26 protein-coding genes and 1 pseudogene are annotated in these 24,687 nt (G+C 61.1%); 10 read left to right on the top strand and 17 right to left on the bottom strand.

The genetic code is table 11. The annotated features are described in order from the left end of the window. Window positions 1-32: 32 nt before the first annotated feature. Window positions 33-179, bottom strand: a complete 147-nt coding sequence (locus NVB75_RS12240) for a hypothetical protein (RefSeq protein WP_375378917.1) — start codon at window positions 177-179, stop codon at window positions 33-35. Between the two features lie 108 nt (window positions 180-287). Next, window positions 288-383: pseudogene (locus NVB75_RS12235) on the bottom strand (LysR family transcriptional regulator); the annotation flags it as partial. Window positions 384-616: 233 nt separating this feature from the next. Between NVB75_RS12235 and NVB75_RS12230 the strand changes: the two are divergent. The 3 genes from NVB75_RS12230 to NVB75_RS12220 all read left to right on the top strand — a co-directional run bounded on the left by NVB75_RS12230 (window position 617) and on the right by NVB75_RS12220 (window position 3,408). Beyond that, on the top strand, window positions 617-1,405 hold the full coding sequence (locus tag NVB75_RS12230) for a 5-oxoprolinase subunit PxpA (protein ID WP_258347305.1): 789 nt from the start codon (window positions 617-619) through the stop codon (window positions 1,403-1,405). Window positions 1,406-1,558: 153 nt separating this feature from the next. Next, on the top strand, window positions 1,559-2,437 hold the full coding sequence (locus tag NVB75_RS12225; RefSeq protein ID WP_258347304.1) for an allophanate hydrolase subunit 1: 879 nt from the start codon (window positions 1,559-1,561) through the stop codon (window positions 2,435-2,437). After that, complete coding sequence (locus tag NVB75_RS12220; protein ID WP_258347303.1) at window positions 2,434-3,408, top strand: biotin-dependent carboxyltransferase family protein; 975 nt, start codon at window positions 2,434-2,436, stop codon at window positions 3,406-3,408. Before NVB75_RS12225 ends, NVB75_RS12220 begins: the two co-directional genes overlap by 4 nt. A 125-nt stretch (window positions 3,409-3,533) precedes the next feature. Here NVB75_RS12220 and NVB75_RS12215 read toward each other — a convergent pair whose 3' ends face one another. From NVB75_RS12215 to NVB75_RS12200, 4 genes are all read right to left on the bottom strand, one after another. Further along, on the bottom strand, window positions 3,534-5,150 hold the full coding sequence (locus tag NVB75_RS12215; protein ID WP_258347302.1) for an inorganic phosphate transporter: 1,617 nt from the start codon (window positions 5,148-5,150) through the stop codon (window positions 3,534-3,536). A gap of 214 nt (window positions 5,151-5,364) precedes the next feature. After that, entirely contained in the window at window positions 5,365-6,387 is a 1,023-nt protein-coding gene (locus NVB75_RS12210; RefSeq protein ID WP_177027663.1) for a transporter, read from the bottom strand. Window positions 6,388-6,487: 100 nt separating this feature from the next. Beyond that, window positions 6,488-7,663, bottom strand: a complete 1,176-nt coding sequence (locus NVB75_RS12205) for a GAF domain-containing sensor histidine kinase (RefSeq protein WP_258347300.1) — start codon at window positions 7,661-7,663, stop codon at window positions 6,488-6,490. 183 nt (window positions 7,664-7,846) lie between these two features. After that, window positions 7,847-8,152, bottom strand: coding sequence for a PepSY domain-containing protein (locus NVB75_RS12200; RefSeq protein ID WP_258347299.1), 306 nt, complete (start codon window positions 8,150-8,152; stop codon window positions 7,847-7,849). Between the two features lie 140 nt (window positions 8,153-8,292). Between NVB75_RS12200 and NVB75_RS12195 the strand changes: the two genes are divergently transcribed. Then, the gene (locus NVB75_RS12195) at window positions 8,293-9,171 is read left to right on the top strand and encodes a sterol desaturase family protein (RefSeq protein WP_258347298.1); all 879 of its coding nucleotides are present in this window, start codon (window positions 8,293-8,295) and stop codon (window positions 9,169-9,171) included. A gap of 42 nt (window positions 9,172-9,213) precedes the next feature. On the opposite strand, the gene NVB75_RS12190 is transcribed toward NVB75_RS12195, so the two are convergent. Together NVB75_RS12190 and NVB75_RS12185 are read right to left on the bottom strand one after the other, a co-directional pair. Continuing rightward, window positions 9,214-9,909 carry an AraC family transcriptional regulator gene (locus NVB75_RS12190; protein ID WP_258347297.1) on the bottom strand — a complete coding sequence of 232 codons (696 nt, stop codon included), beginning with the start codon at window positions 9,907-9,909 and terminating at the stop codon, window positions 9,214-9,216. Further along, on the bottom strand, window positions 9,910-11,037 hold the full coding sequence (locus tag NVB75_RS12185) for a glycerophosphodiester phosphodiesterase (RefSeq protein WP_093206997.1): 1,128 nt from the start codon (window positions 11,035-11,037) through the stop codon (window positions 9,910-9,912). A gap of 231 nt (window positions 11,038-11,268) precedes the next feature. Here NVB75_RS12185 and NVB75_RS12180 point away from each other — a divergent pair, with 231 nt between their 5' ends. Then, the gene (locus NVB75_RS12180; RefSeq protein WP_258347296.1) at window positions 11,269-11,592 is read left to right on the top strand and encodes a DUF2025 family protein; all 324 of its coding nucleotides are present in this window, start codon (window positions 11,269-11,271) and stop codon (window positions 11,590-11,592) included. A 242-nt stretch (window positions 11,593-11,834) separates the two neighbouring features. Here NVB75_RS12180 and NVB75_RS12175 read toward each other — a convergent pair whose 3' ends face one another. Beyond that, window positions 11,835-12,158 carry an antibiotic biosynthesis monooxygenase gene (locus NVB75_RS12175; RefSeq protein WP_258347295.1) on the bottom strand — a complete coding sequence of 108 codons (324 nt, stop codon included), beginning with the start codon at window positions 12,156-12,158 and terminating at the stop codon, window positions 11,835-11,837. Then, entirely contained in the window at window positions 12,155-12,850 is a 696-nt protein-coding gene (locus tag NVB75_RS12170) for a CTP synthase (RefSeq protein WP_258347294.1), read from the bottom strand. The genes NVB75_RS12175 and NVB75_RS12170 overlap by 4 nt, the downstream gene beginning before the upstream one ends. A gap of 79 nt (window positions 12,851-12,929) precedes the next feature. Between NVB75_RS12170 and NVB75_RS12165 the strand changes: the two genes are divergently transcribed. Beyond that, window positions 12,930-13,814: a LysR family transcriptional regulator gene (locus NVB75_RS12165; protein ID WP_258347293.1), complete on the top strand. Its 885-nt coding sequence runs from the start codon at window positions 12,930-12,932 to the stop codon at window positions 13,812-13,814. Between the two features lie 26 nt (window positions 13,815-13,840). On the opposite strand, the gene NVB75_RS12160 is transcribed toward NVB75_RS12165, so the two are convergent. From NVB75_RS12160 to NVB75_RS12145, 4 genes are all read right to left on the bottom strand, one after another. Continuing rightward, window positions 13,841-14,356, bottom strand: coding sequence for a DUF1003 domain-containing protein (locus tag NVB75_RS12160; RefSeq protein ID WP_258347292.1), 516 nt, complete (start codon window positions 14,354-14,356; stop codon window positions 13,841-13,843). 80 nt (window positions 14,357-14,436) lie between these two features. Next, window positions 14,437-15,756: a PAS domain-containing methyl-accepting chemotaxis protein gene (locus NVB75_RS12155; protein WP_258347291.1), complete on the bottom strand. Its 1,320-nt coding sequence runs from the start codon at window positions 15,754-15,756 to the stop codon at window positions 14,437-14,439. A 238-nt stretch (window positions 15,757-15,994) separates the two neighbouring features. Further along, the gene (locus NVB75_RS12150; protein ID WP_258347290.1) at window positions 15,995-17,053 is read right to left on the bottom strand and encodes a diguanylate cyclase; all 1,059 of its coding nucleotides are present in this window, start codon (window positions 17,051-17,053) and stop codon (window positions 15,995-15,997) included. A 189-nt stretch (window positions 17,054-17,242) separates the two neighbouring features. Further along, window positions 17,243-17,863, bottom strand: coding sequence for a TetR/AcrR family transcriptional regulator (locus NVB75_RS12145; RefSeq protein WP_258347289.1), 621 nt, complete (start codon window positions 17,861-17,863; stop codon window positions 17,243-17,245). A gap of 124 nt (window positions 17,864-17,987) precedes the next feature. Between NVB75_RS12145 and NVB75_RS12140 the strand changes: the two genes are divergently transcribed. The 3 genes from NVB75_RS12140 to NVB75_RS12130 all read left to right on the top strand — a co-directional run bounded on the left by NVB75_RS12140 (window position 17,988) and on the right by NVB75_RS12130 (window position 21,541). Continuing rightward, on the top strand, window positions 17,988-19,046 hold the full coding sequence (locus tag NVB75_RS12140; protein ID WP_258347288.1) for an MBL fold metallo-hydrolase: 1,059 nt from the start codon (window positions 17,988-17,990) through the stop codon (window positions 19,044-19,046). A 112-nt stretch (window positions 19,047-19,158) separates the two neighbouring features. Next, on the top strand, window positions 19,159-19,923 hold the full coding sequence (locus tag NVB75_RS12135) for a hypothetical protein (RefSeq protein WP_258347287.1): 765 nt from the start codon (window positions 19,159-19,161) through the stop codon (window positions 19,921-19,923). Between the two features lie 235 nt (window positions 19,924-20,158). Further along, window positions 20,159-21,541 (top strand): amidase family protein, encoded by a 1,383-nt coding sequence (locus NVB75_RS12130; RefSeq protein WP_258348586.1) that lies wholly within the window; start codon window positions 20,159-20,161, stop codon window positions 21,539-21,541. Window positions 21,542-21,547: 6 nt separating this feature from the next. Here the strand turns inward: NVB75_RS12130 and NVB75_RS12125 are convergent, their stop codons facing one another. Then, window positions 21,548-22,342, bottom strand: a complete 795-nt coding sequence (locus tag NVB75_RS12125) for an SDR family oxidoreductase (RefSeq protein ID WP_258347285.1) — start codon at window positions 22,340-22,342, stop codon at window positions 21,548-21,550. A gap of 116 nt (window positions 22,343-22,458) precedes the next feature. On the opposite strand from NVB75_RS12125, the gene NVB75_RS12120 reads away from it, so the two are divergent. Beyond that, the gene (locus tag NVB75_RS12120; protein ID WP_258347284.1) at window positions 22,459-23,397 is read left to right on the top strand and encodes a GlxA family transcriptional regulator; all 939 of its coding nucleotides are present in this window, start codon (window positions 22,459-22,461) and stop codon (window positions 23,395-23,397) included. Window positions 23,398-23,414: 17 nt separating this feature from the next. Here NVB75_RS12120 and NVB75_RS12115 read toward each other — a convergent pair whose 3' ends face one another. After that, entirely contained in the window at window positions 23,415-23,795 is a 381-nt protein-coding gene (locus NVB75_RS12115; protein WP_258347283.1) for a helix-turn-helix transcriptional regulator, read from the bottom strand. Window positions 23,796-23,899: 104 nt separating this feature from the next. Continuing rightward, window positions 23,900-24,670: a helix-turn-helix domain-containing protein gene (locus tag NVB75_RS12110; RefSeq protein ID WP_258347282.1), complete on the bottom strand. Its 771-nt coding sequence runs from the start codon at window positions 24,668-24,670 to the stop codon at window positions 23,900-23,902. Window positions 24,671-24,687: the final 17 nt, after the last annotated feature.

The following is a 24,687-nucleotide window of genomic DNA, read 5'->3' as shown; positions in this document are numbered from 1 at the left end:
CTGCGTGGGAATGCATCCTGTGACGCTCCGCGTCACGATTTTAAAAGCGGACGCAGAGTGTCCAGGGCCGCATTCCCACGCGGAGCGTGGGAACGATCAGTATGAATCGCCGCCTGGGAGATCTGGCCGATTTCGGCGGTGGCGACGAAGTAGCGGGTTTGGCGCAGGGTCAGGGACATTGGTTTCTCCGCTCGTTCCCACGCTCTGCGTGGGAATGCATCCTGTGACGCTCTGCGTCACGATTTTAAAAGCGGACGCAGAGCGTCCAGGGCGGCATTCCCACGCGGAGCGTGGGAACGATCAGTATGAATCGCCGCCTGGGAGATCTGGCCGATTTCGGCGGTGGCGACGAAGTAGCGGATTTGGCGCAGGGTCAGGGACATTGGTTTCTCCGCTCGTTCCCACGCTCTGCGTGGGAATGCATCCTGTAGACGCTCCGCGTCACGATTTTAAAAGCGGACGCAGAGCGTCCAGGGCGGCATTCCCACGCGGAGCGTGGGAACGATCAGTATCGGGCATCTGATTTTCAGAAGATGGGCCATCTGATAATAGATCTTCCCAAGGGGTCAAGGGGCAGCCTAATTTCCATGGCATGAACTTCAACGGAGCGACCCCGATGCAGGCAGTGGATTTCAATTCGGACATGGGCGAAGGCTTCGGCCCCTGGACCATCGGCGATGGCGTCGACAGTGAACTGATGGCCTACATCAGCTCGGCCAACATCGCCACCGGCTTTCATGCCGGCGACCCGGGCACCATGCGCCGCACCGTCGAGCGCGCCAAGCAACTGGGTGTGGCGATTGGCGCACACCCGGGCTTTCGTGACCTGGTGGGGTTCGGCCGGCGCCATATCAACGCGCCGGCCCAGGAACTGGTGGACGACATGCTCTATCAGCTCGGCGCCCTGCGGGAGATCGCCCGGGCCCAGGGCCTGACGCTGCAACACATCAAGCCCCACGGCGCGTTGTACATGCATCTGGCGCGGGACGAAGAAGCGGCGCGGCTGTTGGTGGAAAACCTGCAACGCCTGGAACCCACACTGTTGCTGTACTGCATGCCCAACTCGGTGATCTGGCGGATTGCCAAGGAACTGGGCCAGCCGGTGGTGCGGGAGTTTTATGCCGACCGTGAGTACGATCTCACCGGCTCCATCGTGTTTACCCGCAATGTGCGGGCGCTGGATCCGGCAACGGTTGCGGCGCGTGTCCTGCGTGCTTGCCAGACCGGGTTGGTACGCACGGTTGAAGGCGAAGACCTGTTTATCGAATTCGATTCCATCTGCTTGCACAGCGACACCCCCGGCGCCCTTGAGCTGGTGGAGGCCACCCGTGAAGCGCTGGACCAGGCGGGGATTGTTGTGGCGAGCGGGCTTGCCCCGCGTTGGGCTGCGCAGCAGCCCCTATAAGCTCACGGAGTTTCCCCGGGCAGCATTCAAGGTCAGGTTTTGGGGCTGCTACGCAGCCCAACGGGGGACAAGCCCCCTCGCCACAATGACTACCTCTGCCAACACTCATGATTTTTTGCCTGCCTTTCTACAATGATTCCAAGAGGAACAGACATGGCCGAATCTTCCCCGATCCGCTACAGCTTTGGCGGTGACGAACACCTGTTTGCCGAGGTCAGCGAGAGCATGTCCCTGGAGGCCTTCTTCAAGGGCATGGCCGTCACCCGCGCGGTGGAACGCCTGGCCCTGGACGGTGTGCTGGACGTCTGCCTGGCAAATGCCTCGTTCCAGATTCGCTTCGACCCGGACCGCATCGCGCCCCACGTGCTGCTCGACGCGGTGCAAAGCGCCGAAGCCCAAGCCGTGGCCGAACGCACCTTGCACACCCGCATCATCGAAATCCCGGTGCTGTACAACGACCCCTGGACCCATGAAACCCTGATGCGTTTTCGCGACCGCCATCAAGACCCCACCGGCACCGACCTGGAATACGCCGCGCGGATCAACGGCCTGGCAGACGTGGAAGCGTTTATCGCGGCCCACAGTGGCGCGCCGTGGTTTGTCTCGATGGTGGGGTTTGTGGCGGGTTTGCCGTTCATGTTCCAGATGGTGGAACGCGAGCGGCAGTTGCAGGTGCCCAAGTATTTGCGTCCACGCACCGACACGCCGAAATTGACCCTCGGCCACGGCGGCTGCTTCGGCTGTATTTATTCGGTGCGCGGCGCCGGCGGCTACCAGATGTTCGGCGTCACCCCGGCGCCGATCTACGACCCGCAACAGCAGTTGGCGTACCTCAAGGAACACATGGTGTTCTTCCGTCCCGGCGACATCGTCCAGTTCAAACCCATGGACCGCGATGCCTATGACCTGGCGGTGGCTGAAGTGGAGGCCGGGCGGTTCGACCTGCGCATCCGTCCGGTGGAGTTTTCCCTCGACGCCTTTCTCGCCGACCCCATTGGCTATCCGAAAACCCTGCAGGAGGCGCTGGCATGATCAAGGTACTCAAACCCGGCCTCGCCACCTCCGTGCAGGACCTGGGCCGCGAAGGTTATTACCACCTCGGCATCCCGCCGTCCGGCGCGCTGGACCAATACGCGTTGAGCGCCGCCAACCACCTGGTGGGCAACCCCATCGGTGCTGCCGGGCTGGAATGCACGCTGATCGGGCCGGAACTGGAGTTTCAGCAAGATGCTTTGGTGGCGCTGTGCGGTGCGCTGATGTCGCCGCGCCTGGACGGTGTGGTAGTGCATCAGGACACCGCGTTTGAAGTACGCGCCGGGCAAGTGCTGCGCTTTGAATTTCCCAAGGCCGGCGCACGGACTTACCTCGCGGTGGCCGGTGGTATCGACGTGCCGCTGGTATTGGGCAGCCGGTCCACTTACACCCTGGGTGCGTTGGGTGGGTTTCACGGGCGGCGGCTGGTGGAGGGTGATGAATTGCCTGTGGGCGAGGCCAGCGGCAAAGGCCGGGCGGGGAATAGTTTGCCCATGGCGTTGCGCCAATCGGTGGGCGGGGACGTGACGCTGCGGGTGGTGCCGGGGCTGTATTACGAGCGGCTGACGCCCGGTGCCAAAACCAGCTTTTTTGCCGAGCCCTGGACGGTCGGTTCGGAGGCTGATCGCATCGGCTATCGCTTCAAAGGCGGCAGCGCGTTGAGCTTTCAGCCACGAGAGCAGCCGTTTGGCGCCGGGTCTGATCCGTCGAATATCGTCGACAGTTGCTACCCCATCGGCTCGATCCAGGTGCCGGCCGGGCTGGAACCGATCGTGTTGCACCGGGACGCGGTGTCGGGAGGTGGCTACGCGATGATTGGCACGGTGATCAGTGCCGACCTGGATCTGATCGGGCAGATGCAACCGAACCAGCGGGCGGGGTTTGTGGCGGTGACGCTGGAGGAGGCACTTGAGGCGCGGCGGGTGTACAAAAAGCGGTTGAGGGTGATGGGTGGGTTGTTTAGCACCTGAACTCACCACTGAACCCAATGTGGGAGCGGGCTTGCTCGCGAAAGCGGAGTGTCAGTCAATACATCCGGTGACTGATACACCGCCTTCGCGAGCAAGCCCGCTCCCACATTTTGATCCGCGTTGTGTCAGAACAATTGGGTGAATAGCCAGTACAGGCTACCCGACAACAGAATCGCCGCCGGTAACGTCAGCACCCAGGCCATCAGCAAGTTGCGGATGGTCTTCATCTGCAACCCACCACCATTCGCCACCATGGTCCCGGCCACACCGGACGAGAGCACATGGGTGGTGGACACCGGCAAGCCATACATGTCCGCCGCGCTGATGGTCAGCATCGCCACCATCTCGGCCGAGGCGCCCTGGGCGTAGGTCAGGTGGGTCTTGCCGATCTTCTCGCCCACGGTCACCACGATGCGTTTCCAGCCGACCATGGTTCCCAGGCCGAGGGCAATGGCCACGGCGATCTTGACCCACAGCGGGATAAACCGTGTGGCGTTGTCGATCTGTTGCTTGAACAGTTGCAGTTTGTTCTGGGTGTCGGCGTCGAAGTTGCCGACCTTGCCCTTGTCCATCAGGCGGATGGTTTCGCTGGTCAGGTACATGTCGTTACGCACGTTGCCCACGGCCTCGGCCGGCACGGCGGCGAGGGAGCCGTAGCTCTTCACTTCTTCACCGATATGCCCGGTGATGTTCGCCAGGGCGGGCACCAGTTCCGGCGTGGCTTCTTTGGTGCGTACGTAGGTCGACAAGGTGGCGCGCGAGTCGGCCGGGGCCAGTTGCGGCGCCGCTTTTACCAGGGCTGCCTGGGTCACTTCGGCCACGGCGGCAAACTGCAACGACTCACCGGCCGGCATGGTGCGGTTCAGCGCGTAGGCCATCGGCAGAGTGCCCACCAGGATCAACATGATCAGGCCCATGCCCTTCTGGCCATCGTTGGAACCGTGGGCGAACGACACGCCGGTGCAAGTGACGATCAGCATGCCGCGAATCCACCAAGGTGGCGGGGTGTCGCCTTTTGGCGCCTTGTACAGCGAACGGTTTTTCACGAAGGCCCGCAGCGCCAGCAACAGCAGGGCGGCGAAGGCAAAGCCGATCAGCGGCGACAACAACAGTGCGTAACCGATCTTGATCGCCTGGCCCCAGTCCACACCGCTGGTGCCGTCACGGCCATGCATCAGTGCGTTGGCCACGCCCACACCGATGATCGAGCCGATCAAGGTATGGGACGACGACGCTGGCAAACCCAGCCACCAGGTGCCGAGGTTCCAAAGGATCGCGGCGATCAACAGCGCGAAGATCATCGCAAAGCCGGCCGAGGAGCCCACCTGCAGAATCAGCTCCACCGGCAGCAGGGCGATGATGCCGAACGCCACCGCGCCGCTGGACAGCAGCACACCAAGGAAGTTGAAAAAGCCCGACCACACCACCGCGAAATGCGGCGGCAGCGAGTTGGTGTAAATCACCGTGGCCACCGCGTTGGCGGTGTCGTGGAAACCGTTGACGAACTCGAAGCCCAGGGCGATCAACAGCGCCACGCCCAGCAGCAGAAACGGCGTCCAGGTGGTGACCACCGTGCCCAGCTCGTGCATGTCGTGCATCAGGCTGTAGGCGGTGAACAACAGGCCCATGGCGAGTACGGCGAAGAAAATGATCACCGTCACCAGGCCCGGTTTCTTGTCCAGGCGCGGTTTGGGGTCGGCGGTGGAAGCGTGTGTGGAGGCAGTCAGGGAAGGGGTGGCCATGCCGGAGCATCCAGTGTGGGGAGGATGTCGGTCATGATCGTTGCAGAATGTTACAGAGATGCTGCGATAAATCAGTGTTTAGGGAATTGAAGTTGCCGCTGGTCTATAAAACACCGCCGATAAAATGTAGGAGCTGGCTTGCCTGCGATGGCGGTGTATCAGTCACCACCGCTATCGCAGGCAAGCCAGCTCCCACATTGATCGCATTTCAAATTCAATAATCCTTGCGCTTGCGAAACGCCCAGCGCCCGGCAATCAACGTGAACGTTGCCACCAGCGCCACCAGAATCCAGAAGCCTTCAGGGTCTGTAGAAAGCGGCACCCCACCGACGTTCATGCCAAAGAAACCGGCAATGATGTTGATCGGCAACGCCAGCACCGTGACCACGGTCAGGGTGAACAGCGTGCGGTTGCTCTGCTCGTTGAGGTTGGCGGCGATCTCTTCCTGCAACAGCTTGATGCGCTCGCCCAACGCCATCAGGTCGTTGATGATCAGCGCAAACTCCTCGGTGGATTTGCGCAGCTCCTTCACGTCTTCCTTCTGCAACCATTGCGGCGGGCGGTTGAGCAGCCGCAGCAACGAGCCCGGCTCCAGGGCCAGCAGCCGTTGCAGGCGCACCAGCACCCGGCGCGCGGCGCCCAGTTCAGCGCGGTTGGTGGACAGGCGCGACGACAGCAACTGGTCCTCGATCTGGTCGACGCTGAGGCTGGTCTTGCGCACGATCTGCGTCAGCACCTCGCCCTGGTCCCGCAGCAAATGCACCAGCAATTCCAGCGGCGAGCGAAAGTGTTCACCGGCCTTCACTGACGAGCGCAGCTTGTCCACCGAGTGCAGCGGTTGCAGGCGCGCGCTGATCAGCAGCCGGCTGCGGGCGCACACCCATAAGGTGGAAATGTCTGAAGACACCATGCTGCTGAAGTTGAACACCACGTCGTTGACCACCGCCAACAAGGCCGAGTCCACGTGTTCGATGCGGGTGGAGCGTGAGCCTTCGTGCAAGGCCTCGAAGAATTCTTCCGGCAGGTTCAGGTGCGCCTGCATCCAGCGTTCGCAGGCGGCGTGGGCCAGGTTCAGGTGCAGCCAGAGAAATTCTTCGGGGTCACCGGGTTGCTGCAAGGCCGCCAGGGCGGTGGCTGAGTCAATCTGTTCGCCCTTTTCACCGGGGCGAAAACGAAAACCGTAAAGCAAGCCAAACAGGTCGGAGTCCTGGTGGCTGTGGTCGATGCTGTGGTTCATGGAGGCTCGCAGGGAAAGTGCCTGTAGGAGATTTCACAGGTTCACTTGAGCGCATCATGGCAACTGAATTTGACGCTTTTGTGACGGTTTGAGGTGGCCGTCAATCGCCTGCGGGCAAACTGAAGCTAAACACCGTGCCGTCCTGCTCGCTGGAAGACACTTCCAGCTGCCCGCCATGGGCGTCGGCAATCTGTTTGACGATGTACAACCCCAGGCCCAACCCGGCCTGGGGCAGGGCGCCCGTCGGTCGGGAGTAGGGCTGGAACAGCAGCGGCATGGCTTGCTCACTGATCAGCCCAAGGTTTTTCACCGTTAACTCAAACGTGCCGGCGTTGACCTGTGCACAGACTTCAACCGGCCCTTCGGGACTGCCGTGGCTGATGGCGTTGGCCACCAGGTTGGAGAGTAGTTGCGCCAGCCGCTCGCGGTCGCCTTTCACGCCGTTGAGATTGCCGATGCGGGCGTGGATCAGCCGCTTGGGGTGCACGTGCTGCACCTCGTCCACCACATGCTGCAAGGTGTCTTCCAGCCCCGTGCACTCACCGATATTCACCGGGATACCGCTGCCCATTCGCCCGCGGGCAAAGTCCAGTACGTCCTCCACCAACTGCGAGGCCCGGCGACCGCTGGCCAGCATGTGCCGCACCAGGGTGTCGGTGGCCGGGTCCGGGTGTTTGCGCAGCAGCCGTTCGGCGCCGACGTTGATGGCGAACAGCGGGTTGCGCAGGTCGTGGCCGAGCACGGCGATGAATTGTTCGCGCAGTTCGGCGGTTTCCCGCTCCTGCTGCAGGTCGGCTTCGGTCTGCTGGAGGCTTTCTTCGGCTTCGATCTGCAGCGACAGCACCCGGGCAAACGACTCCATGGTCGACTGGATGGTGCTGCTGCGCAGTTGCGCCGGATTCGGGTCCAGGGCGCAGATGGTGCCGAAGAAACGCCCGTCGGTGCGAAACACCGGCACCGAGATGTAGCTTTCAAAGTGGTAGAGGCGTGGCGTGTGGTGGTCGCGGTACAGCGGGTCTTCGCTGGCTTTGTCGATCACGATCGAGACATGGGAGCCGCGGATTTCGTGGCACAGGGTGGTGGTCAGGTCCAACTCGCCACCCACGGGCAGGCCGAAGTCCAGTTGGTCGCGCACGGCGCAGGCGGTCCAGGAATCGTCGGTGACCCGCGCTACGGCCGCGAAGCGCAAGCCGGTCATTTCACTGATCACCTGCAGAATCGCCGGTACAGCGCTGATTCGGCCAATGGTGGCAATGTCGGCGGCTTTTTGCCCCATGGCGCGCGGTCTCGGTCCTGATGCTGCTGGCGTTGTGCCTTGGCTGATGATTGGGATTCTAGCGAGCTGGCGGCGTAAGGTACAAATTCGTTCACAGGAATTAGACTATTTGCTCTTCTCGGCGACGAGCGCGCATAAAAAAGCCGCGCGGCCCAAAGGCGGCGCGGCGTTTTACGGTTTAACTCAGGTGTCTTGCTTGTTTTCCAGGACTTCACCGGTCTTGGCATCCAGCTTCACGTCCCACTTCACATTGGCGGTGTCACGCAGTTCGGTCTCGTAGACCAGGCGGCCGGCTTTGTCTTCCAGTTCGGTGTCAACGATGGTGGCGCCTTTGTGCTGGGCCACTGCGTTGGCGTTGAGTTTTTCGAAACCCATAATGGCGCCGGACTTGAGCAGGCCCGGAATATGGTCCGGGCGAACGTCGGCCTGGGCCAAGCCAGCGGTAAGGGTCAAGGCGGCAGCGGCGAACAAAGCGGTCAGGTTTTTCATGGTGTGATCCTTTGGGGTGAGCTGTTTAAGTGGGATCAGGTTAACCAGCACAACTTAACTCACCCTTAAGATTGCGCCGTTTGTTCAATCGGCGGCGAGTGCGGGGTTTCATGCTGGCGTCTCACTTACGGGAGGCACAGATGAAACAGTTAATGGCCTGGGTATATGCGCCTATGTTTTGGGCGGGGTTTATCGGGTGGGCGCTGTGGCTGGTGCAGAGGGATGCGCTGCAGTGGCTGGGGCTGGTATTTGTTCTGGCGGTGGCGGTGTCGTTTATCGCCGAGTGGTGGTTGCCCTATGAGCCGCAGTGGAATCGCAACCAGGGTGACCGTCGTCGTGACTTGATTCATGCGGTGGTCAACGAAGCTCTCAATGCCGCGGGCTTGTTGATCTTGCCGGTATTGACCGCGCTGCTGGCCGTTGACGGCGTATGGCCGCGGGCGTGGCCGCTCTGGGCGCAATTGCTGCTGGCGATCTTCATCGCCGATGCGGGCATCACCCTGATGCATTACGCCAGTCACCGAGTTGCGGCCTTGTGGCGCCTGCATGCGGTGCATCACAGCGTGCAGCGGCTGTACGGTTTCAATGGCTTGATGAAGCATCCGTTGCACCAGATGCTCGAAGCCACGGCGGGTTTGTTGCCGCTGATCCTGCTGGGCATTCCCACGGACGTTGCGCTGCTGCTGGCCCTGGCGATTGCCGTTCAACTGCTGTTGCAGCATTCCAATGTCGACATGCGCCTGGGACCGCTGCGTTGGGTATTCGCCTGGGCGCCGGTGCATCGTTTTCATCACATGAAATATGGCCGGGCAGGGGATGTGAATTTCGGCTTGTTTTTCAATCTGTGGGATTGGCTGTTGGGCACGGTGTTCTACAGCCATGACTATCGAATAGGCCAGGGCGATCTGGGAATTGGAAGCCGCCCCGATTTCCCGCGGGAGTATGTGGCGCAGCTGCGCGACCCCTTCAGGGCTGTCCGATTGAGCAAAGACCCGCCGGTTCCCACCGACCTACTGTAGGAGCGAGCTTGCTCGCGAAAAACCTGAGGGCACCGCGTTCATTCAGGATGCTCGCGTCATCAGTGGGAGCAGTGTCAGTTGCAGGTTGCGCAACGACGCCCCGGCCGTGACGCCAAATAGTTGCTTCATGGTCCGGGAAAAGTGCGCCGAATCGGCGAACCCGGCGCCATGGGCGGCCTCGGTCAAGGTGCTGCCACCGAGCGCCAGTCCCAGTGCCACCCGCAAGCGCCGCCACAGCACCAGGCGGCGCACGGGCAAACCCAGTTGGTTGGCGAACAAGCGTTCCAACTGGCTTAACGAAACATGCGCCGCCTGGGCGAGTGCGTGGGCTGAGACCTTGCCGCTCAACTGCTGATCCAGCGCCAGCAGTGCGCACTCCACCCGGGCATCTTCCAGTGCACGTCTCGGCAGTTGGCGCAACGTGTGGTCGAGTGCTTCCAGGGACAGTTCACTCTCGGCCAGGGCGGCCTGCAAAGAGTCGAGGTCAAACGCGCCAGGTTCGGCATACACCATCAACACCTCACCGTCGGTGTGGAGGAGAGCGTGGGGCATTCTTGAAGGGATAAACAGGCGATGGGCCGTGATGACACGGCCATCGAGGCTGGCCGTGATCGGCCCGCCCGGGGAGAACATCAGCTGGTGGGCATAGTGTGCATGGGGCGCGGTGCACCCCGGTATACCCAGGATCAGCCCGTAGTCAGGCTCCAGCCACAGGCGACCTGACCATTCGGAACTCACTCAGTAACCGTTGTCCTGCAGCAGGTCGGCCACACTCGAGGACGGCCAGCGTTTGTAGTACTTCAGCAGTTCGGCGGCGCGGTTGGTGAAGATGCCGTCGACGCCGGCTTTCATCACCTTGTCGAAGTCCACCGGCTCATCCACGGTGTACACGTGCACCAGCATGCCTTTGTCGTGGGTCAACTGGTTCATCTCGGGTTTGACCAGGTCGGAATAGCTCTGGTCGCCCAGGTTGGTCAGCTGTGCCGAAGGGCCAGTACCGATGGCGCCCAGGCTCTTGGCCTCGTCGACCCATTTTTCGAACTCGGCGGCGTCCTTCGGTTCTTGCTTGGCGTAGTAGGCGGCTTTGCTCGGCTCGCCGGACTCGGCGAAGGTCACCTTGGATTTTGGCTCGATGCTGCCTTCACCGACCCACAACAGCAGGATTTTCGGGGTGTTGGGCATCTCTTTTTGCAGTTCTTTCAGGCTGTCCTTTTCAAAGGTTTGCAGCACTACGCGGCCCTTGCCCTGGCCGACGCCGATGTTTTTCTGGGCCTGGTTGGAACCGGTGGAACTCAACCAGCCTTTGTCCAGCAGCTTGTTCTTCAGGTCGGCTTCGATACCCGGGAATTGCTTCGGCTCTTTGGTTTCGATGTACAGGCCGGGTTTGTGCTGCGGGTTGCCTTCGGCGATCTTGATGATTTCGTCCAGGCTGAGGATTTTCAAACCGACGAAGCCAGGGCGGGCGCGATCCGGGTAGGCGGCGTTGAACCAGCTGCCGGCGTCCAGGGTTTTAAGCTCGGCCCAGGTGAATTCGTTGGCCGGGCTGTCCTTGCGCTCGGGGAATTTGGTGGCAACGTCGGTGGTGCGTTGCAGGTTGTTGTCATGCAGGGCAAACAGCACGCCGTCCTTGCTGCGCTGCAGGTCCATTTCCAGGTAGTCGGCCCCCAGGTCGCGCGCGACTTTGTAGGCGGCTGCGGTGGATTCCGGTGCATCGAAGGACGCGCCACGGTGGGCAATGACGGCAGGGTTTGGAATGCCTTCGTTGGCCGCGAGTTCGGTAGGGCTGATCGGGCTTGCCGCCTGTGCGTGGCCAAGGCCCAGCATCAGGGCCAGCAGCAGGGCACTCTTGGTAAACGTGACAGGCATAAGCGAAGTCCTTTCGTGGAGGTAACTTTGAGAAGGGCTCCTTTTTAACAATTGCTTGCGAATGGCGCTATCACCAAACCGACATTAACGTGTTCACGGGCCATTTTTCTGCACTTTTGTGCGGTGCCATGCAGTACTCTTGCCCTCAGCTGCCCCATCAGAGGGCAGATTATCTGCCATGCGTGTAAACCATCTTTCCAGTCCAAACAGGACTTTTCAGTGAGGTTTACCATGCGCATCACCTCCGAGCTTATCTGCCAGGCCGCCGACCAACTCCACGGTTTTGTCGGCCTGAACCGCAAGACTGGCCAGTACATCGTCCGTTTCAGCGAAGACGCCTTCGGCATGGACGTGGCCGACGACGGTATCATTCCGACCGCCGAGTTTGTCTGGCAGCCGGTTGACGAGCAGGCCATGACCCTGTCCCGCGAGCGGATCCAATTGCTGCTGGACCAGAACATCGACGATCGCATCAACATCACGGAACCGCTGCGGGTGTATATGCGCCGGGTGGAGATTCCGCAGATCAGTGCGGTGCGCAGTCTGGTCAGTTGAATGCCACATTGTCCCTGTGGCTAGAGCGCTTTTTGTGGAGAGGGAGCTTGCTGTGGAGAGGGAGCTTGCTGTGGCGAGGGAGCTTGCTCCCGCTGGGCTGCGTAGCGGCCCCAAAATCTTGGGAGCGCTGCGCACTCCAGCGGGAGCAAGCTCCCTCGCCACAGCAAGCTCCCTCGCCACAGAAGCCCCCTCACCACAGAGCCTTCCTTGTCCACATTAAGTGTTTTACACAGGCTGATGTTTCAGCGCTCGAACGCGTAAGACCGCTCCACCTTGCACACCCGCGTATGGCACGCCGAGTACCAGGTGGAGCGCCCCTGTTCGCGTACCTCAATGTGTTCGGCGTGCTGCTTCCACGCCAGGATCGCGGCTTCGCTGCTCCAGTAGGACACGGTGATGCCCAGGCCATCTTCCCCTCGCGCCGATTCCACGCCGAGAAAACCAGGTTGTTGCCGGGCCAGTTCCAGCATGCGGTCGGCGGCTTGTCCGTAGCCGTTGTCGCCTTCAGTGCGCAGGGAACTGAACACCACCGCGTAGTACGGTGGCCTGGGCGTGTTGGCGATCATACGCAGGCCTTCAGCAGTGCAATTGCCAGCGGCGGTGTGATGCCTTTGAGGGCCGCACGTTCCGGCTGGAACAGGGTGGCGACAAAAAACGGATGGTCCAGCAGCTCCACTGCCCGCAGGTCGCCCGCCGAGTCATGGCCGGTGGCAATCAGGTCGGCTTCCAGCAATGCACTTTCGAAGTCTGGATTGATGCCATAGCGGCAACGGTAGCCTTCTTGGATATCCAGGGTGGCGTAGGCCTCGGCGATGCGGGTATAGGCCATCAAACGGATGGTGTCAGTCGCTTCTACCAGCGCACAGGTCAGAGGTGTGAGCACTGCGCGCGGCGAGTCGGGCGCCAGTTCGCCATGTTCTGCGTCGGCCCAGCCCATCACGTTGCGGGCATATTCCAGCACCGCGTGTTGAAAACCGCCGCAGGTGCCGAGGAAAGGGCGCCGCTGTTCGCGGGCATAACGGATGGCCAGCAGCGCGCCGTCGAGGTCACGGTAGGGGCTGGCGGGAACGCACCAGAAGCCATCGTAGTGCTGCAGTTGTTCGGTGGATTTGATCGTGTCGGTGGCCAGCCAGTCGAACCGCACCGTCAGGCCCAAGACCGCGCCGGCCTGTTGCAACGCCGAGGGAATGGCCTGGTGGGCGATGACTTGGGCATCGTAGTCGCCGATCAGGGCCAGGTGCAGGGTGGTTTTATTCATCGCGGGTATCCGTGGCTTGTTGAGTCCTGGTGCTCACTATAGATTGGCGCTCACGCAATCAATATTGGCGTTAGCCCACATGTTCAATGCAGCGACGCACTATCAAATCGATTACTCCGACCTTTCCCTGATCCTCGCTCTGGTGCGGGGTGGCACGCTCGCCCGTGCAGCGGCGTTGCTGCGTGTGGACGTGTCGACGGTGTTTCGCGCGGTGCGGCGGCTGGAGGCGGCGCTGGGCCAGACACTGTTCGAAAAGAGCCGCGCCGGCTACCTGCCCACCACCTTGGCCACCACCCTCGCCGAACAGGCTGAACGTGCCGAACAGGCGCTGGAAGCGGCACGTGTGGGGGTGGAGCAGGGCGGTGAAGTGATCAGCGGCACGGTGCGCCTGACATGCACGGATTCGGTGTTGCAGTCACTGTTGCTGCCGGCCCTGGGGCACTTTATGCCCGGCTACCCGGCGCTGACCTTGGAGCTGAGCACTTCCAATGACTTTGCCAATCTCAGCCGCCGCGATGCGGATATCGCCTTGCGCCTGACCAAGGCCCCGCCCGAGCATCTGGTAGGACGTTGCCTGGGCACGGTGTCGTATCGAGTGTGTGCCAGCGCCGACTATGCCCGCCAGCATGCAGGCAAGGCGCTGGCCGCCCTGAGCTGGATCGCGCCGGATGACTTCCTGCCGGATCATCCCACCGTCACCTGGCGGCGCCAGCACTTGCCTGGAGTGATGCCGGCCTATCGCTGCAACAGCATGGTCTCGGTGACCGAACTGGTGCGCGCGGGACTCGGTGTAGCGGCGTTACCGGATTACTTGCTGGGCGCAGGCCTGCAACCGTTGAGCCCGCCGCTGACGGGGCACGACACGGCCCTGTGGCTGCTGACACGCCCCGATTGCCGGGCGCTGCGCTCGGTGGTCACGTTGTTTGATCAGTTGGGCCAGCATGTGCGCTTGCCGGAGCACTGACTGTGGGAGCTGGATGCATGGGAGGGCTAGGTCTTGCGCACGAACTGGTCGTGCATTTCGCTGGTCAGCCCTTCGATGCGTTCGGTCAGTTGCTTGGTCATCTCGGTGAGCTTGGTGTTCTGTTCCAGCAGTTCCAGCAATTGCTTGGTGGTCTGCGCCGCCTGGGCCTGGCGTTCGGTGTTGGCCACGGCCAGGGCTTCTCGGTGCTGGGCGTCGGCGTCGGACTGGGCCTTGTCCCGTGCGGCCTGGCGGGTCTGGGCCAGCAGGATCAGTGGCGCGGCATAGGCCGATTGCAGGCTGAACGCCAGGTTCAAGAGAATGAACGGATACACGTCAAAGTGCGTGATGCCGGTCATGTTGAGCACGACCCACAGAATCACGATTGCCGTTTGCGCCCCCAGGAATGTCGGCGTGCCAAAGAAGCGCGCGAAGGCTTCGGCTTTCAGCGCAAACGTGTCGTTGCCAAAGGTCGGCGCGAGATGGGCGTGTTTACGGTGAAAGCGCAGATGGTCAACGTGGGCTTCAGGTTTATCCGGGGTCATGGCGGGCTCGAATCCGTGGCGTAAGACAAGCCACCACTATAGACCGAGCCCTTGACCGGGCACATGAAGAAGCCTGTCGCTTACCTGTTGCCCCGTTCATTGGCAAACGCACTCACCGCCTGCACCGCCTCGCTGGCGCCTTCGCGAATCTGCAGGATCACGGTGCCGGCCTGGTTCGCCAGGTCCACGCCCTGGGCGGCGCGGTCGCGGGTGCCGTCCATGCTGTCGATGGCCTGGCGGGTTTCGGTCTGGATCATCTCGATCATCGAGGAAATCTCCGCCGTTGAACCGCTGGTGCGCGCCGCCAGTTGCCGGACCTCATCGGCCACCACCGCAAACCCACGGCCTTGCTCACCCGCCCGCGCGGCTTCGATGGCGGCGTTCAAGGCCAGCAGGTTGGTCTGGTCGGCAATCCCGCGAATGGTGTTGACGATGGCGGTGATCTGCTGCGAACGCTCGCCCAGCTTGGCGATCAGCGCGGAAGAACCGTCAATGTTGGCGGCAATCTCGCGCATGCCCGTAGCCGTCTGCTGGATCACCTCGGCGCCTTTTTCGGCGAAGTCCCGGGTTTGCAGCGAGATGTGATAGGCCTGGGTCGCGCTTTGCGCATCGGCGGCGTGTTTCTCCACCATGGCCGTGACGTCGGAGGCGTACTTCACCACCTTGCACAGGCGCCCGCTGGCGTCGTACACCGGGTTGTAGTTGGCTTCCAGCCACACCGCATGGCCGTTTTTGTCGATGCGTTCGAACTGCCCGTTGAACAGCTCGCCCTGGTTCAGTCGTTGCCAGAACTCGCCGTAGGCGCTGCTGTTGGCCAACTCCGGTGTGCAGAACATGCGGTGATGCTTGCCCTGGACCTGCGCCAGGCTGTAGCCCATGCGATTCAGGAAATTCTGGTTGGCACTGATGATGGTGCCGTCGAGGTTGAACTCGATCACCGCCATGGCGCGGTCGATGGCCTGCAACTTGGCGTTGGCTTCGCTCTCGGCCTGCATTTTCGGGGTGACGTCCATGGCGTACTTCACCACTTTCACCACGCTGCCGGACTCGTCGCGCACTGGGTTGTAGCTGGCCTCCAGCCAGATCGGCTGGCCGCTGCGGGTGATTCGTTCAAAGGTGCCGGACTGGAACTGGCCGTTGCGCAGTTGCGTCCACAGCTGGCCATACTCGGCGCTGCGGGCAAAGGCCGGGGTACAGAACAGTCGGTGAGACTGGCCCACCACTTGATCGGCGGTGTAACCCATGGCCTTGAGAAAGTTCTCATTGGCCCGCAGGACCGTGCCTTGCAGGTCGAATTCGATCACCGCCATCGAGCGGTCGATGGCGTCGAGAAGGCTGGCTTGCTGGGCGAGGGTGGCTTGCAAGGTACTGATGGTTTTTTTATGGGCGTTGAATAGCATGGTCGTGTGCTCGGGGGAAGCAAGCGTCAGGGGTATCCATGGGGGCGCCTGCCACCGTATGGCTCAAGCATACGGCGAACGTGCTCATTGCCAGCTTCCTTGTGCTGACAGAGGGTGGAACAGCGGGTTCTGAGTCGTAGGGTCGGCCAGAAGTTCTACGGCAACCGACCAATGGCGGCATTATGCTATCGGTCGGTGGTGGCTGCGTTTAATTCAGACGAGGTGTAATTCGCGGGATTCAAGCGGTATGAGCGACCACATAGTCACTGATATTGACGCGGTTACGGCCAGTGTCCTTGGCCGCGTACAGTGCGCGGTCCGCTGCGTTGAGCCACATGGCCGCGTCGGTGAAGGCCGGTTGGAACGACGCCAGGCCGATGCTCAGGCTCACCCGCAGCTCTGGGATTTCCGGATGACGGTAGTTGCTGAACACTTCGCGCATGCGCTCCATGACCTGCGCGGCCTGTTCCAGGGGCATGTCCGGAAGAATCACACAGAATTCGTCGCCGCCGTAACGCCCGGCCAAGTCGTTTTCCCGCAGGTTGCGTCGCAGCTCCAGGCTCAGTTGGCGCAGGACCTGGTCGCCGATGATGTGCCCGTAGCTGTCGTTGATCTGCTTGAAATGATCGATGTCGATCAGCGCGATGGTGGCGTGGACCTGTTGTTGCTGGCACTTGTGAAACGTCAGGTGCAGCAGGTCTTTCCAAGAGCCGTGATTGAGCAGGCCAGTAAGGCTGTCGGTGCGGCTCAGGGCGCTCAGGGCACGTTTGTGTTCCGACAGTTTGATCGCCAGGCGGTAGCAGACCATGCCCAGCGCCATGGGATACAGCGTCAGCATGGGCAGGCAGGCGTAGACCTGAACCAGGCTGACATCGGGGTTGAACTTGATGCCGAACAACAGCCATGCCACGCCGATGCCCACCAGTTGGGCGACTATCCCGTGGAGGAACAGGCGTTTGCCGCCGGCGGCGACGTTGTTCATGGTCATCATCGACAGGATGGTCACGGCGGTAAGGGGCGTGAACTGCGTGGTAGCCGCCCAAAACCCGCCGAGCAGCGAGTCGTAGAGCAAGTTTCGTCGTTCAGCCTTGTAGGGGAAGTCAGAACGGGTCGAGAGTTGATACGCCAGGTGCGCCCAGCCAAAACCATTGAACAGCAGCAACCCCCAGACCCAGCCAGGCATTTGCAGTGGGTAAAGCGCAGCGATGACGCTGATGCAGCCGATGCCCAGGCCGATGATCCTTGGCTTGTAGATACGTCTGGCAAATGACAGCCCTTTGCCTCGTTGGTTTTCCATAAATTCCTGGGTCGATTCTTTTTTTGCAGGTACGACGGCACACGTGATCGGGAAAACCACTGGTCGGATAATACGTGTGAATATTGTCAGTTATTCGCGAGGGAATAATCAGTGTCCTTCCAAGCCATTTGCAAAGGACACAGGGCGAATCAGACAAAAAACGACCTTGGATGTCGTTCCTGAAACAGGTCAGTGCTGCGGCACCACCTCATAGCCCGCCAGGAACAGGTCGATGGCTGACTCGATGACGTTCGCTTGGGCGTCGGCGTCCAGGGTTGGCTGGCCGAGGGTGATCTGTGGCCAGAAGGCAAAAGCCTTGAGCAGGCTTTGCACCTGGTGGGCGGCGAAGCACGGGTCGGTGCAACTCAGCCGGCCGTCTTCCTGGGCGGCGCGCACCCATTGGGTGAAGCCTTCTTCGCGCTTGCTCAGGCGGTTGACCATGTCCTGGGCGCGTTCCGGCGAGTGGATGGTGGCTGCAATTGCCACACGGGCCAGGTCGAGGAAGTTGGCGTCCGACATCATCGTCATCTTGGCCTGCAGCAACCCGCGCAATTGCTCGCGCAACGGGCGGTCGCTGGCGTAGCTGACGTCCAGCTGCGCAACGCTGCTGGCCCACAGTTGATGCAGGATCTCGGCGAACAGTTCTTCCTTGCTGGGGAAGTGGTTGTACACCGTGCGCTTGGAAACCCCCGCAGTGGCGGCGATCTTGTCCATGCTCGTGACCTCGAAACCGTTGTCGCGAAACTCGGCGATGGCAGCTGCCACGATGGCTTCGCGTTTACGGTCGGTGAGGCGTCGAGGTGCAGTCATGGGGGGATTTCGGCTCTGAAGGGAAAATTACACTCGGTAGTTTACTTGCTCCGAGTTTTGTTGCAATGTAGAAACTACACTGTGCAGTGTAATTTCAAGAGCAGCCTGCAGGAGTTCCTCGGTAATGGCCACGATCTCAACCCGTCTCGACAGTTCTTCTTCAGCGCCCAAGTCTTCCGAACAGCAACAAGGTCACTTCACCAATCAGAAGCCCATCCAGCATGGCGGCTTGGGCAAGACCTTGGGCATCATGTGGAAAATGCTCTTTCAGAAGCCCCGCAGCACGCGCCCGGTGGGTGAGATCCCGGTGCAGCCGCTGACCCGTGAGCAACTGTTCGCCGCCCCCGACCACAGCGTGTTCCGCCTTGGACACTCCACTGTCCTGCTGAAAATGCGCGGCAAGTTCTGGCTGACCGACCCCGTGTTCGCCGAGCGCGCATCGCCGTTCAGTTGGGCCGGCCCCAAGCGTTTCCACCAACCGCCGATCAGCCTTGAAGACCTGCCGCCCATCGAGGCGGTAATCCTTTCCCACAATCACTACGACCACCTGGACCACAAAGCCGTGGTGCAACTGGCGGACAAGACCCGCTATTTCCTCGCGCCCCTGGGCGTGGGCGATACGTTGGTCAAGTGGGGTGTGGATGCCAGCAAGGTGCGGCAACTGGATTGGTGGCAGGGCACTGAAGTGGACGGGATTCGCTTTGTTTCTACGCCGGCCCAGCACTTTTCCGGGCGTGGCCTGTTCGATGGCAACCAGACGCTGTGGTGTTCGTGGGTGATGATTGACGGCCCGCGGCGGATTTTCTTCAGCGGTGATACCGGCTATTTCGAGGGCTTCAAGCGTATCGGCGAGCAGTACGGTCCGTTTGATCTGACCCTGATGGAAACCGGTGCTTACAACGTCGACTGGCCCCACGTTCACATGCAACCGGAAGAAACCCTTCAGGCGCATATCGACTTGAAGGGCCGCTGGTTGCTGCCGATCCACAACGGCACTTTCGACCTGGCGTTTCATGCGTGGCACGAACCCTTCGACCGCATCATGGCGCTGGCGTGGGAGCGTAATGTGTCGATCACCACGCCGGCGATGGGGCAGGCGTTCATGCTCAATCAGCCGGAGCGCGGGCAGGCCTGGTGGCTGGAAGTCGAGCACGCGGGTAACGAGCAATATGTCGGCGGGTGATAGCTATTTGGTGCAATCTCGCCGCTGAGTTGCAGGTTGTTTCCGACCTACAGCCGTCCCGATAAAAGGATGCAATCATCCCTCGAAAATCAGTTTCGAGGCGTGGGTGTATATGGACGACAAGAGTAGGAAGGTCACAGCGTCGGGGGCGTTGTGTCTGTTTAAACAGACAATCTCGGGGGACAGTTCTGTTTCCCCGCCTTGCGCCCCGACCGTCAGCAAGGGCGTCGTGTTTGGTGCCGACACTTGCGGTGCAATCGTCAGCTCCGGCGATCACCCCAGCGGTCTGGAGTTTGACTCCCCGAGTGGCTACGGCCCCCGGTTCGATATCCCCGGCCCCCTGATGCGCACCGTGCGCGACCCTTCGTTATCACTGATCGCCCTCGGCGGCGTCGACCCTGAGGGGCCGGTGATGGTGGAGATTCCGCCGGTCGTCGATGCCGGCCATCTGATCAACACACGGCCGTTGGCTGGCAGCCGCATTGGTTTTGCCAGTGAATATGTTGCAGGTGATGTGCGGGAAATGATCGAACACAGCGCGCACTTTGCTCAAGTACTGAACGCACTGCGCACAGCCGGTGCGGAGTTGGTGCCTGTGTCTGCGCGGGTGATGGATGACGCGCGCCATTTCACCCTGGACCCTGGCAACGAAATTAACGATCGGGTCACGGAAAATCGGCTGGATGGGCTGGTGTCCGATGCCCAAAGTGCCGCCTTTCATCAAGCTGCCACTGCGGGTAACCCGAGCTTTCGCATACCCGTCGGCACCGATGCCGACGGGGTTTGGAGGGTTATCTGGTTCTATGGTGCGCATTGGTCTGGAGATCGTCTGGCGGCGTTGGTGCGAGGCTGCCAGCAGGTTTTAGGACGGCTTTAAAGGCCTACGCAATGGGGAGAGTGATCGTACGACGCGGTAAGCGTTGCCCCCGAGTCATCGAGTAACGCCCTTCTTAGACTGAGGCAGGGATATCGAACGGTATTCCCAACATTCAGGCAGGCGGGGAGTATTTATGATCGGACCAGGTTTGGGCGCGGGATGGGCAGCGGGGCTTTTCGATGCGGTGGTGAACCCGCCGCAAGCCTACAGGAGTGCCGACGATTTGGCGGCGGACATGACCCGGCCCAATGGGGCCAGTTCCGATTCGGTGGTGAGGGATTCACTGAAGCTGATCGCCAACATGGACAAGGGCTTGCAGGGCGGCAACGCGTTCATTGAAATCAATCCTGACGCTCGTGTGAAAGCCCGTGCGCTGGATCAGGAACGGGCCGAAGGCAAAGTGCGTGGGCCTTTGCACGGCGTTCCGATAGCGCTCAAAGATGTGTTCGAAACCAGCGACAAGATGCAGACCAGCGCTGGCTCCATGGCACTGGTGGGCAGGCCCGCCGCAAAGAATGCCAAGGTAGTGGACAACCTGCTGAAGGCCGGCGTGGTGATTATTGGAAAAACCAACATGAGTGAGTTGTCCAATTTTCGCTCTGAGGCGCCGGTTAACGGCTGGAGCTCCAGGGGCGGTTTGACCCTCAACCCGCATCGGTTGGATGGCCAGGCGGCCGGTTCGAGTACAGGCTCTGCCGTCGCCGTTGCTCAAGGGATCGTGCCCTTGGCATTGGGGGTCGAAACCAATGGTTCAATCATTACGCCGGCGGCTTACAACGGTGTTATTGGTTTCAAACCGACCGAAGGATTAGTGAGCACCGAAGGGGTGATGACCAGTTCCCGCCAGGATACCGTGGGCACCTTCACTCGCAACGTGCGTGATGCGGCGCAGGCACTGGATGCGATGACAGATACCAACCTCTACACCCAGGGGATCAAGCCTGACGCCTTGGTGGGCAAGCGCATCGGCTATACGCCATTGCCTGAGTTATCGGCAGAAGAGGCCAACGACCCGGCCAAAAAAGCCGACAGGCAGCACTTCGAGGATGCCATTACGCTGCTGCGGGCCAAGGGCGCGACATTGGTACCCGTGGATCAGTTGGGTGAAGGCGTGTCGTACGAAACGTACGAAAAATACAACGACGCACTGTTATCAGACGTTAAACACCAGCTTGAGGCCTATCTGGCAGGACGGGCAGGCTTGCCGGTGAAGTCGCTGTCTGAGCTGATTGAATTCAACGAGCGCAACAGCGGCCCGGGTGTGCCGGATCAACAGATGCTCACCATGATCAACGAGATGGATATCAGTGATGAGGCGCGCAACGAGTTATGGGCTGCCATAGGGCCGATTTTCAAAAGCACCATCGATAAGCCGCTGACCGAGCATAAGCTTGATGCAATGATGTCCAACTTTCACTCATACAGTTACTACTACTCGGCGGTGGCCGGTTATCCCGGTATTTCCATGCCATCGGGCATGGACGAAGAAGGAATGCCGACAGCCGTTCACTTCTATGGGAAAAATTTGAGCGAAGCCACGTTGCTTTCGGTCGCCTACGGTTATGAACAGGCCTCCCAGGCAATCAGGAAGCCTGCGTTTAAACCCGGCCTGCGCTAGTCCGGATTACTTCAACCCATAGCGAGCGGCGGGTTCACGGTGCGACAGGTTCGGACCCAGGGCCAGCCGCGCGCGTTCGTAGGTGTCCCAATCTGCGCTGTCCGGCAGCGACGGAATCGTCACGGCTTCGCCTTGAGCCAGGCCGGCGAGGGCTGCGTCCACCAGGTTTTCCGTGGTCATTACCATGGTTTCCGGCAGGTTGTTTACCGGCAGGCCGGCGATGTCCCAGAACGCCGTGGCGGTAGCGCCGGGCAGTACCACCTGGACCACCACGCCCTTGTCGCTCAGCTCATGCTGCAACGATTCGCTGAAGGCCTGCACAAAGGCCTTGGTGCCGCCATATACCCCGTTCAGCACTTTGGGGGCGAGGGCGACTATCGAGCCAATGTTGATAATCGTGCCGCGGCCCTGGGCGACGAAGTTGGTTGCCGCCGCTTTGGCCAGACGGGTCAGCGCCAGCACGTTAAGCAGAATCATCGCGTCCATCTTGTCGGCATCCGACTCCAGCAGCGAAGCTGTGGCGCCCACACCGGCGTTATTCACCAGCAGGCTGATACGGCTGTCTTTCTGCGCGAGTTGGGCAATACGCGCCAAGTCGGCCGGCAGATTGAGATCGGCCGCTATCACTTCAACGTCACGCTGGGTGCTGGCCTTCAAGCGTGTTGCCAACTGCTCCAGGCGTTGCTGGTTGCGGGCCACCAGAATCAGATCGTAGCCGGCACGGGCCAGGCGGTCGGCATACACCGCGCCAATTCCTGACGAAGCACCGGTAATCAGGGCATAACCTTTATGTTGCGACATGGCAGTTGCTCCAAATGGGCCGGGGAGGGGATCGGCCTTGTTGGAACCAAGATTATGGGTGTAATGTGGTGGCCGCAATGTCATATATCCCTCCTTTAGAGACATGAGGTTTGGCCATGGTGTCCGTCGGTATCGTGCTGTTTCCCGGTTTCCAGGTGCTCAGCCTGTCCACCAGCAGCGTGTTCGAATTTGCCAACTTCGTAGTCGGACGACCGTTCTACCGCGTGGATTTGCTGTCGGAGCATGGTGGGCCGGTCAAAAGCTCCATGGGCTTTGCCATTGATAGCCTGGCGTTCGGGCAGCAGGACTACGACACGATTGTGGTGCTGGGGGATAACGAATTACTCGAGCCCACTCCTGGCATGGTGGCGTATCTACAGGCGTCATTGAAGTCGTCGCGCCGGGTTACGTCGGCCTGCACCGGTTCGTTCCACCTGGCAGCGGCCGGGTTATTGGAAGGGCGAAAGGCAACCACCCATTGGTATCACGCCATGACGTTTCGCCAGCGCTACCCCAACGTGAAGCTGGAAGAAGACCGGATCTTCACCGTCGACGGTCCGCTCTGGACATCGGCCGGGATGACCGCCTGTATCGACTTGGCCCTGGCCTTGGTCGAGCACGACCTGGGCGTGGAAGTGGCCCGCGACGTGGCGAAAAAACTGGTGGTCTACCATCGCCGTGCCGGTGGCCAATCGCAGTTCTCGGCGCTGCTGGAACTGGACCCAAAGTCCGACCGCGTACAAACCGCCCTGGCCTGGGCCAAAGGGCATCTGCGTGAGGACCTCTCGGTAGAGCAACTAGCCGAAGCGGCACACCTCAGCCCGCGCCAATTCAGCCGACTGTTCCGCGCCGAAACCGGCCAATCCCCGGCCAAGGCGGTGGAGCATCTGCGCATTGAAGCCGCGCGCTTGATCCTCGAATCCGGCAGCCACTCCATCGACGTCGTCGCCCGAGAGACGGGCTTCGGTGACCCGGAGCGCATGCGTCGAGCCTTCCTGCGAGCGTTTGGCCAACCGCCACAAATGATCCGTCGGGCGTTGCAGTTGCAGGCGTGAGTTGATGGCCTTGCGCGCTACGCACCATTGGGCTGAGGTGTTGTTGGGTCAATGGATGCCGCTGTTGAATCCAGAAACCGGGAGATGATCCCTTTGGCGGCCGGTTGTGTCGAAGCGCTGGCGCGGCCCCGCACATTCATCCCCCAACCCGGCGCAAAGCCCGGGAAAAACACCAACCCTTCAGCCTCCAGACGAAACGCCACACTCAGGCGGACTTCATCGTCCACATCGCCATGGCTTTCAAAACGTTGAAGGGCGTCCACTTCGACATCCGCTTCCCGGGCCAGGTCTTCCCGGCTCCAGCCCAGCATCAGGCGGGCCTGGACACTGTGCCGTGGGGTGAATTGATGAAGGACGATCTGCTGTTCTACGGTGTTGCTCATTGCCAGAGAGGACATGGACTTTCTCCAGGTTCGACGGGGGAGGGCAAACTATACTGTGTTTTTGTACAGTTGTTTCTACCGCTCATCAACTGGATTTTTTCGATAGGGTTGCCGCTGCTCTATTTCGCCCCTTCCAGGTAAGTGCTCGGCGACTGGCCAAGCACTCGCCGGAACATGCTGGAAAATGCCGCCGGGTTTTCGTAGCCCAGGTCCAGGGCGATCCGGGTGACGGTTTCGCCGCTGGCCAGGCGTGCCAGGGCTTGCACCACGCAGGCTCGTTGGCGCCACTGCACGAAGCTCAAGCCGGTGTGTTGGCGGAAATGCCGGCTGAAGGTGCGCAGGCTCAGGTGCGATTGTTCGGCCCATTGAATCGGTGACTGGTGCACGTGCGGCCGCTGCAGAAACGCCAGGCACAGAGCAAGCAGGCGTGGGTCCTCCGGCAGCGGGATATGCAGGGGCAAGTGCGTGGCGCGGGCCAGTTCATGCAACAGCAGGCTGACCAGCGTACCGTCGCGCCCGGCCTCGTCGTATTCCAGCGGCAGCTCCACCGCCTCCATCAGCAACTGTCGCATCAGGGGTGAAACATTGATGACGTGACAACTGGCGCCCAAGTCGGTGACGGCGTGCGGTTCGATATACAGGCTGCGCGTGGATACACCGATCATCAGCACCTCATGGGGCACCTGGGCGGGAATCCACACTGCACGCTGGGGCGGCACAACCCAGTTGCCTTGCTGGGTGCTGACTTGCATCACCCCGGTGGCGCCATACAACAACTGCCCGCGCCGGTGGCTGTGGCGCTTGAGCAGATAGCCGTGGGGATAGTCGGTGCCGATTGCCACGACCGTTCGGGGCGTCAGGTCCAGTTGAGCGATGGAAACGTTGCGCATGGAGCTGATTCCGGAAG

The organism is Pseudomonas sp. CBS (assembly GCF_024734645.1).
Classification (GTDB): Bacteria; Pseudomonadota; Gammaproteobacteria; order Pseudomonadales; family Pseudomonadaceae; genus Aquipseudomonas.
This window is presented reverse-complemented; position numbering and strand designations above follow the sequence as displayed.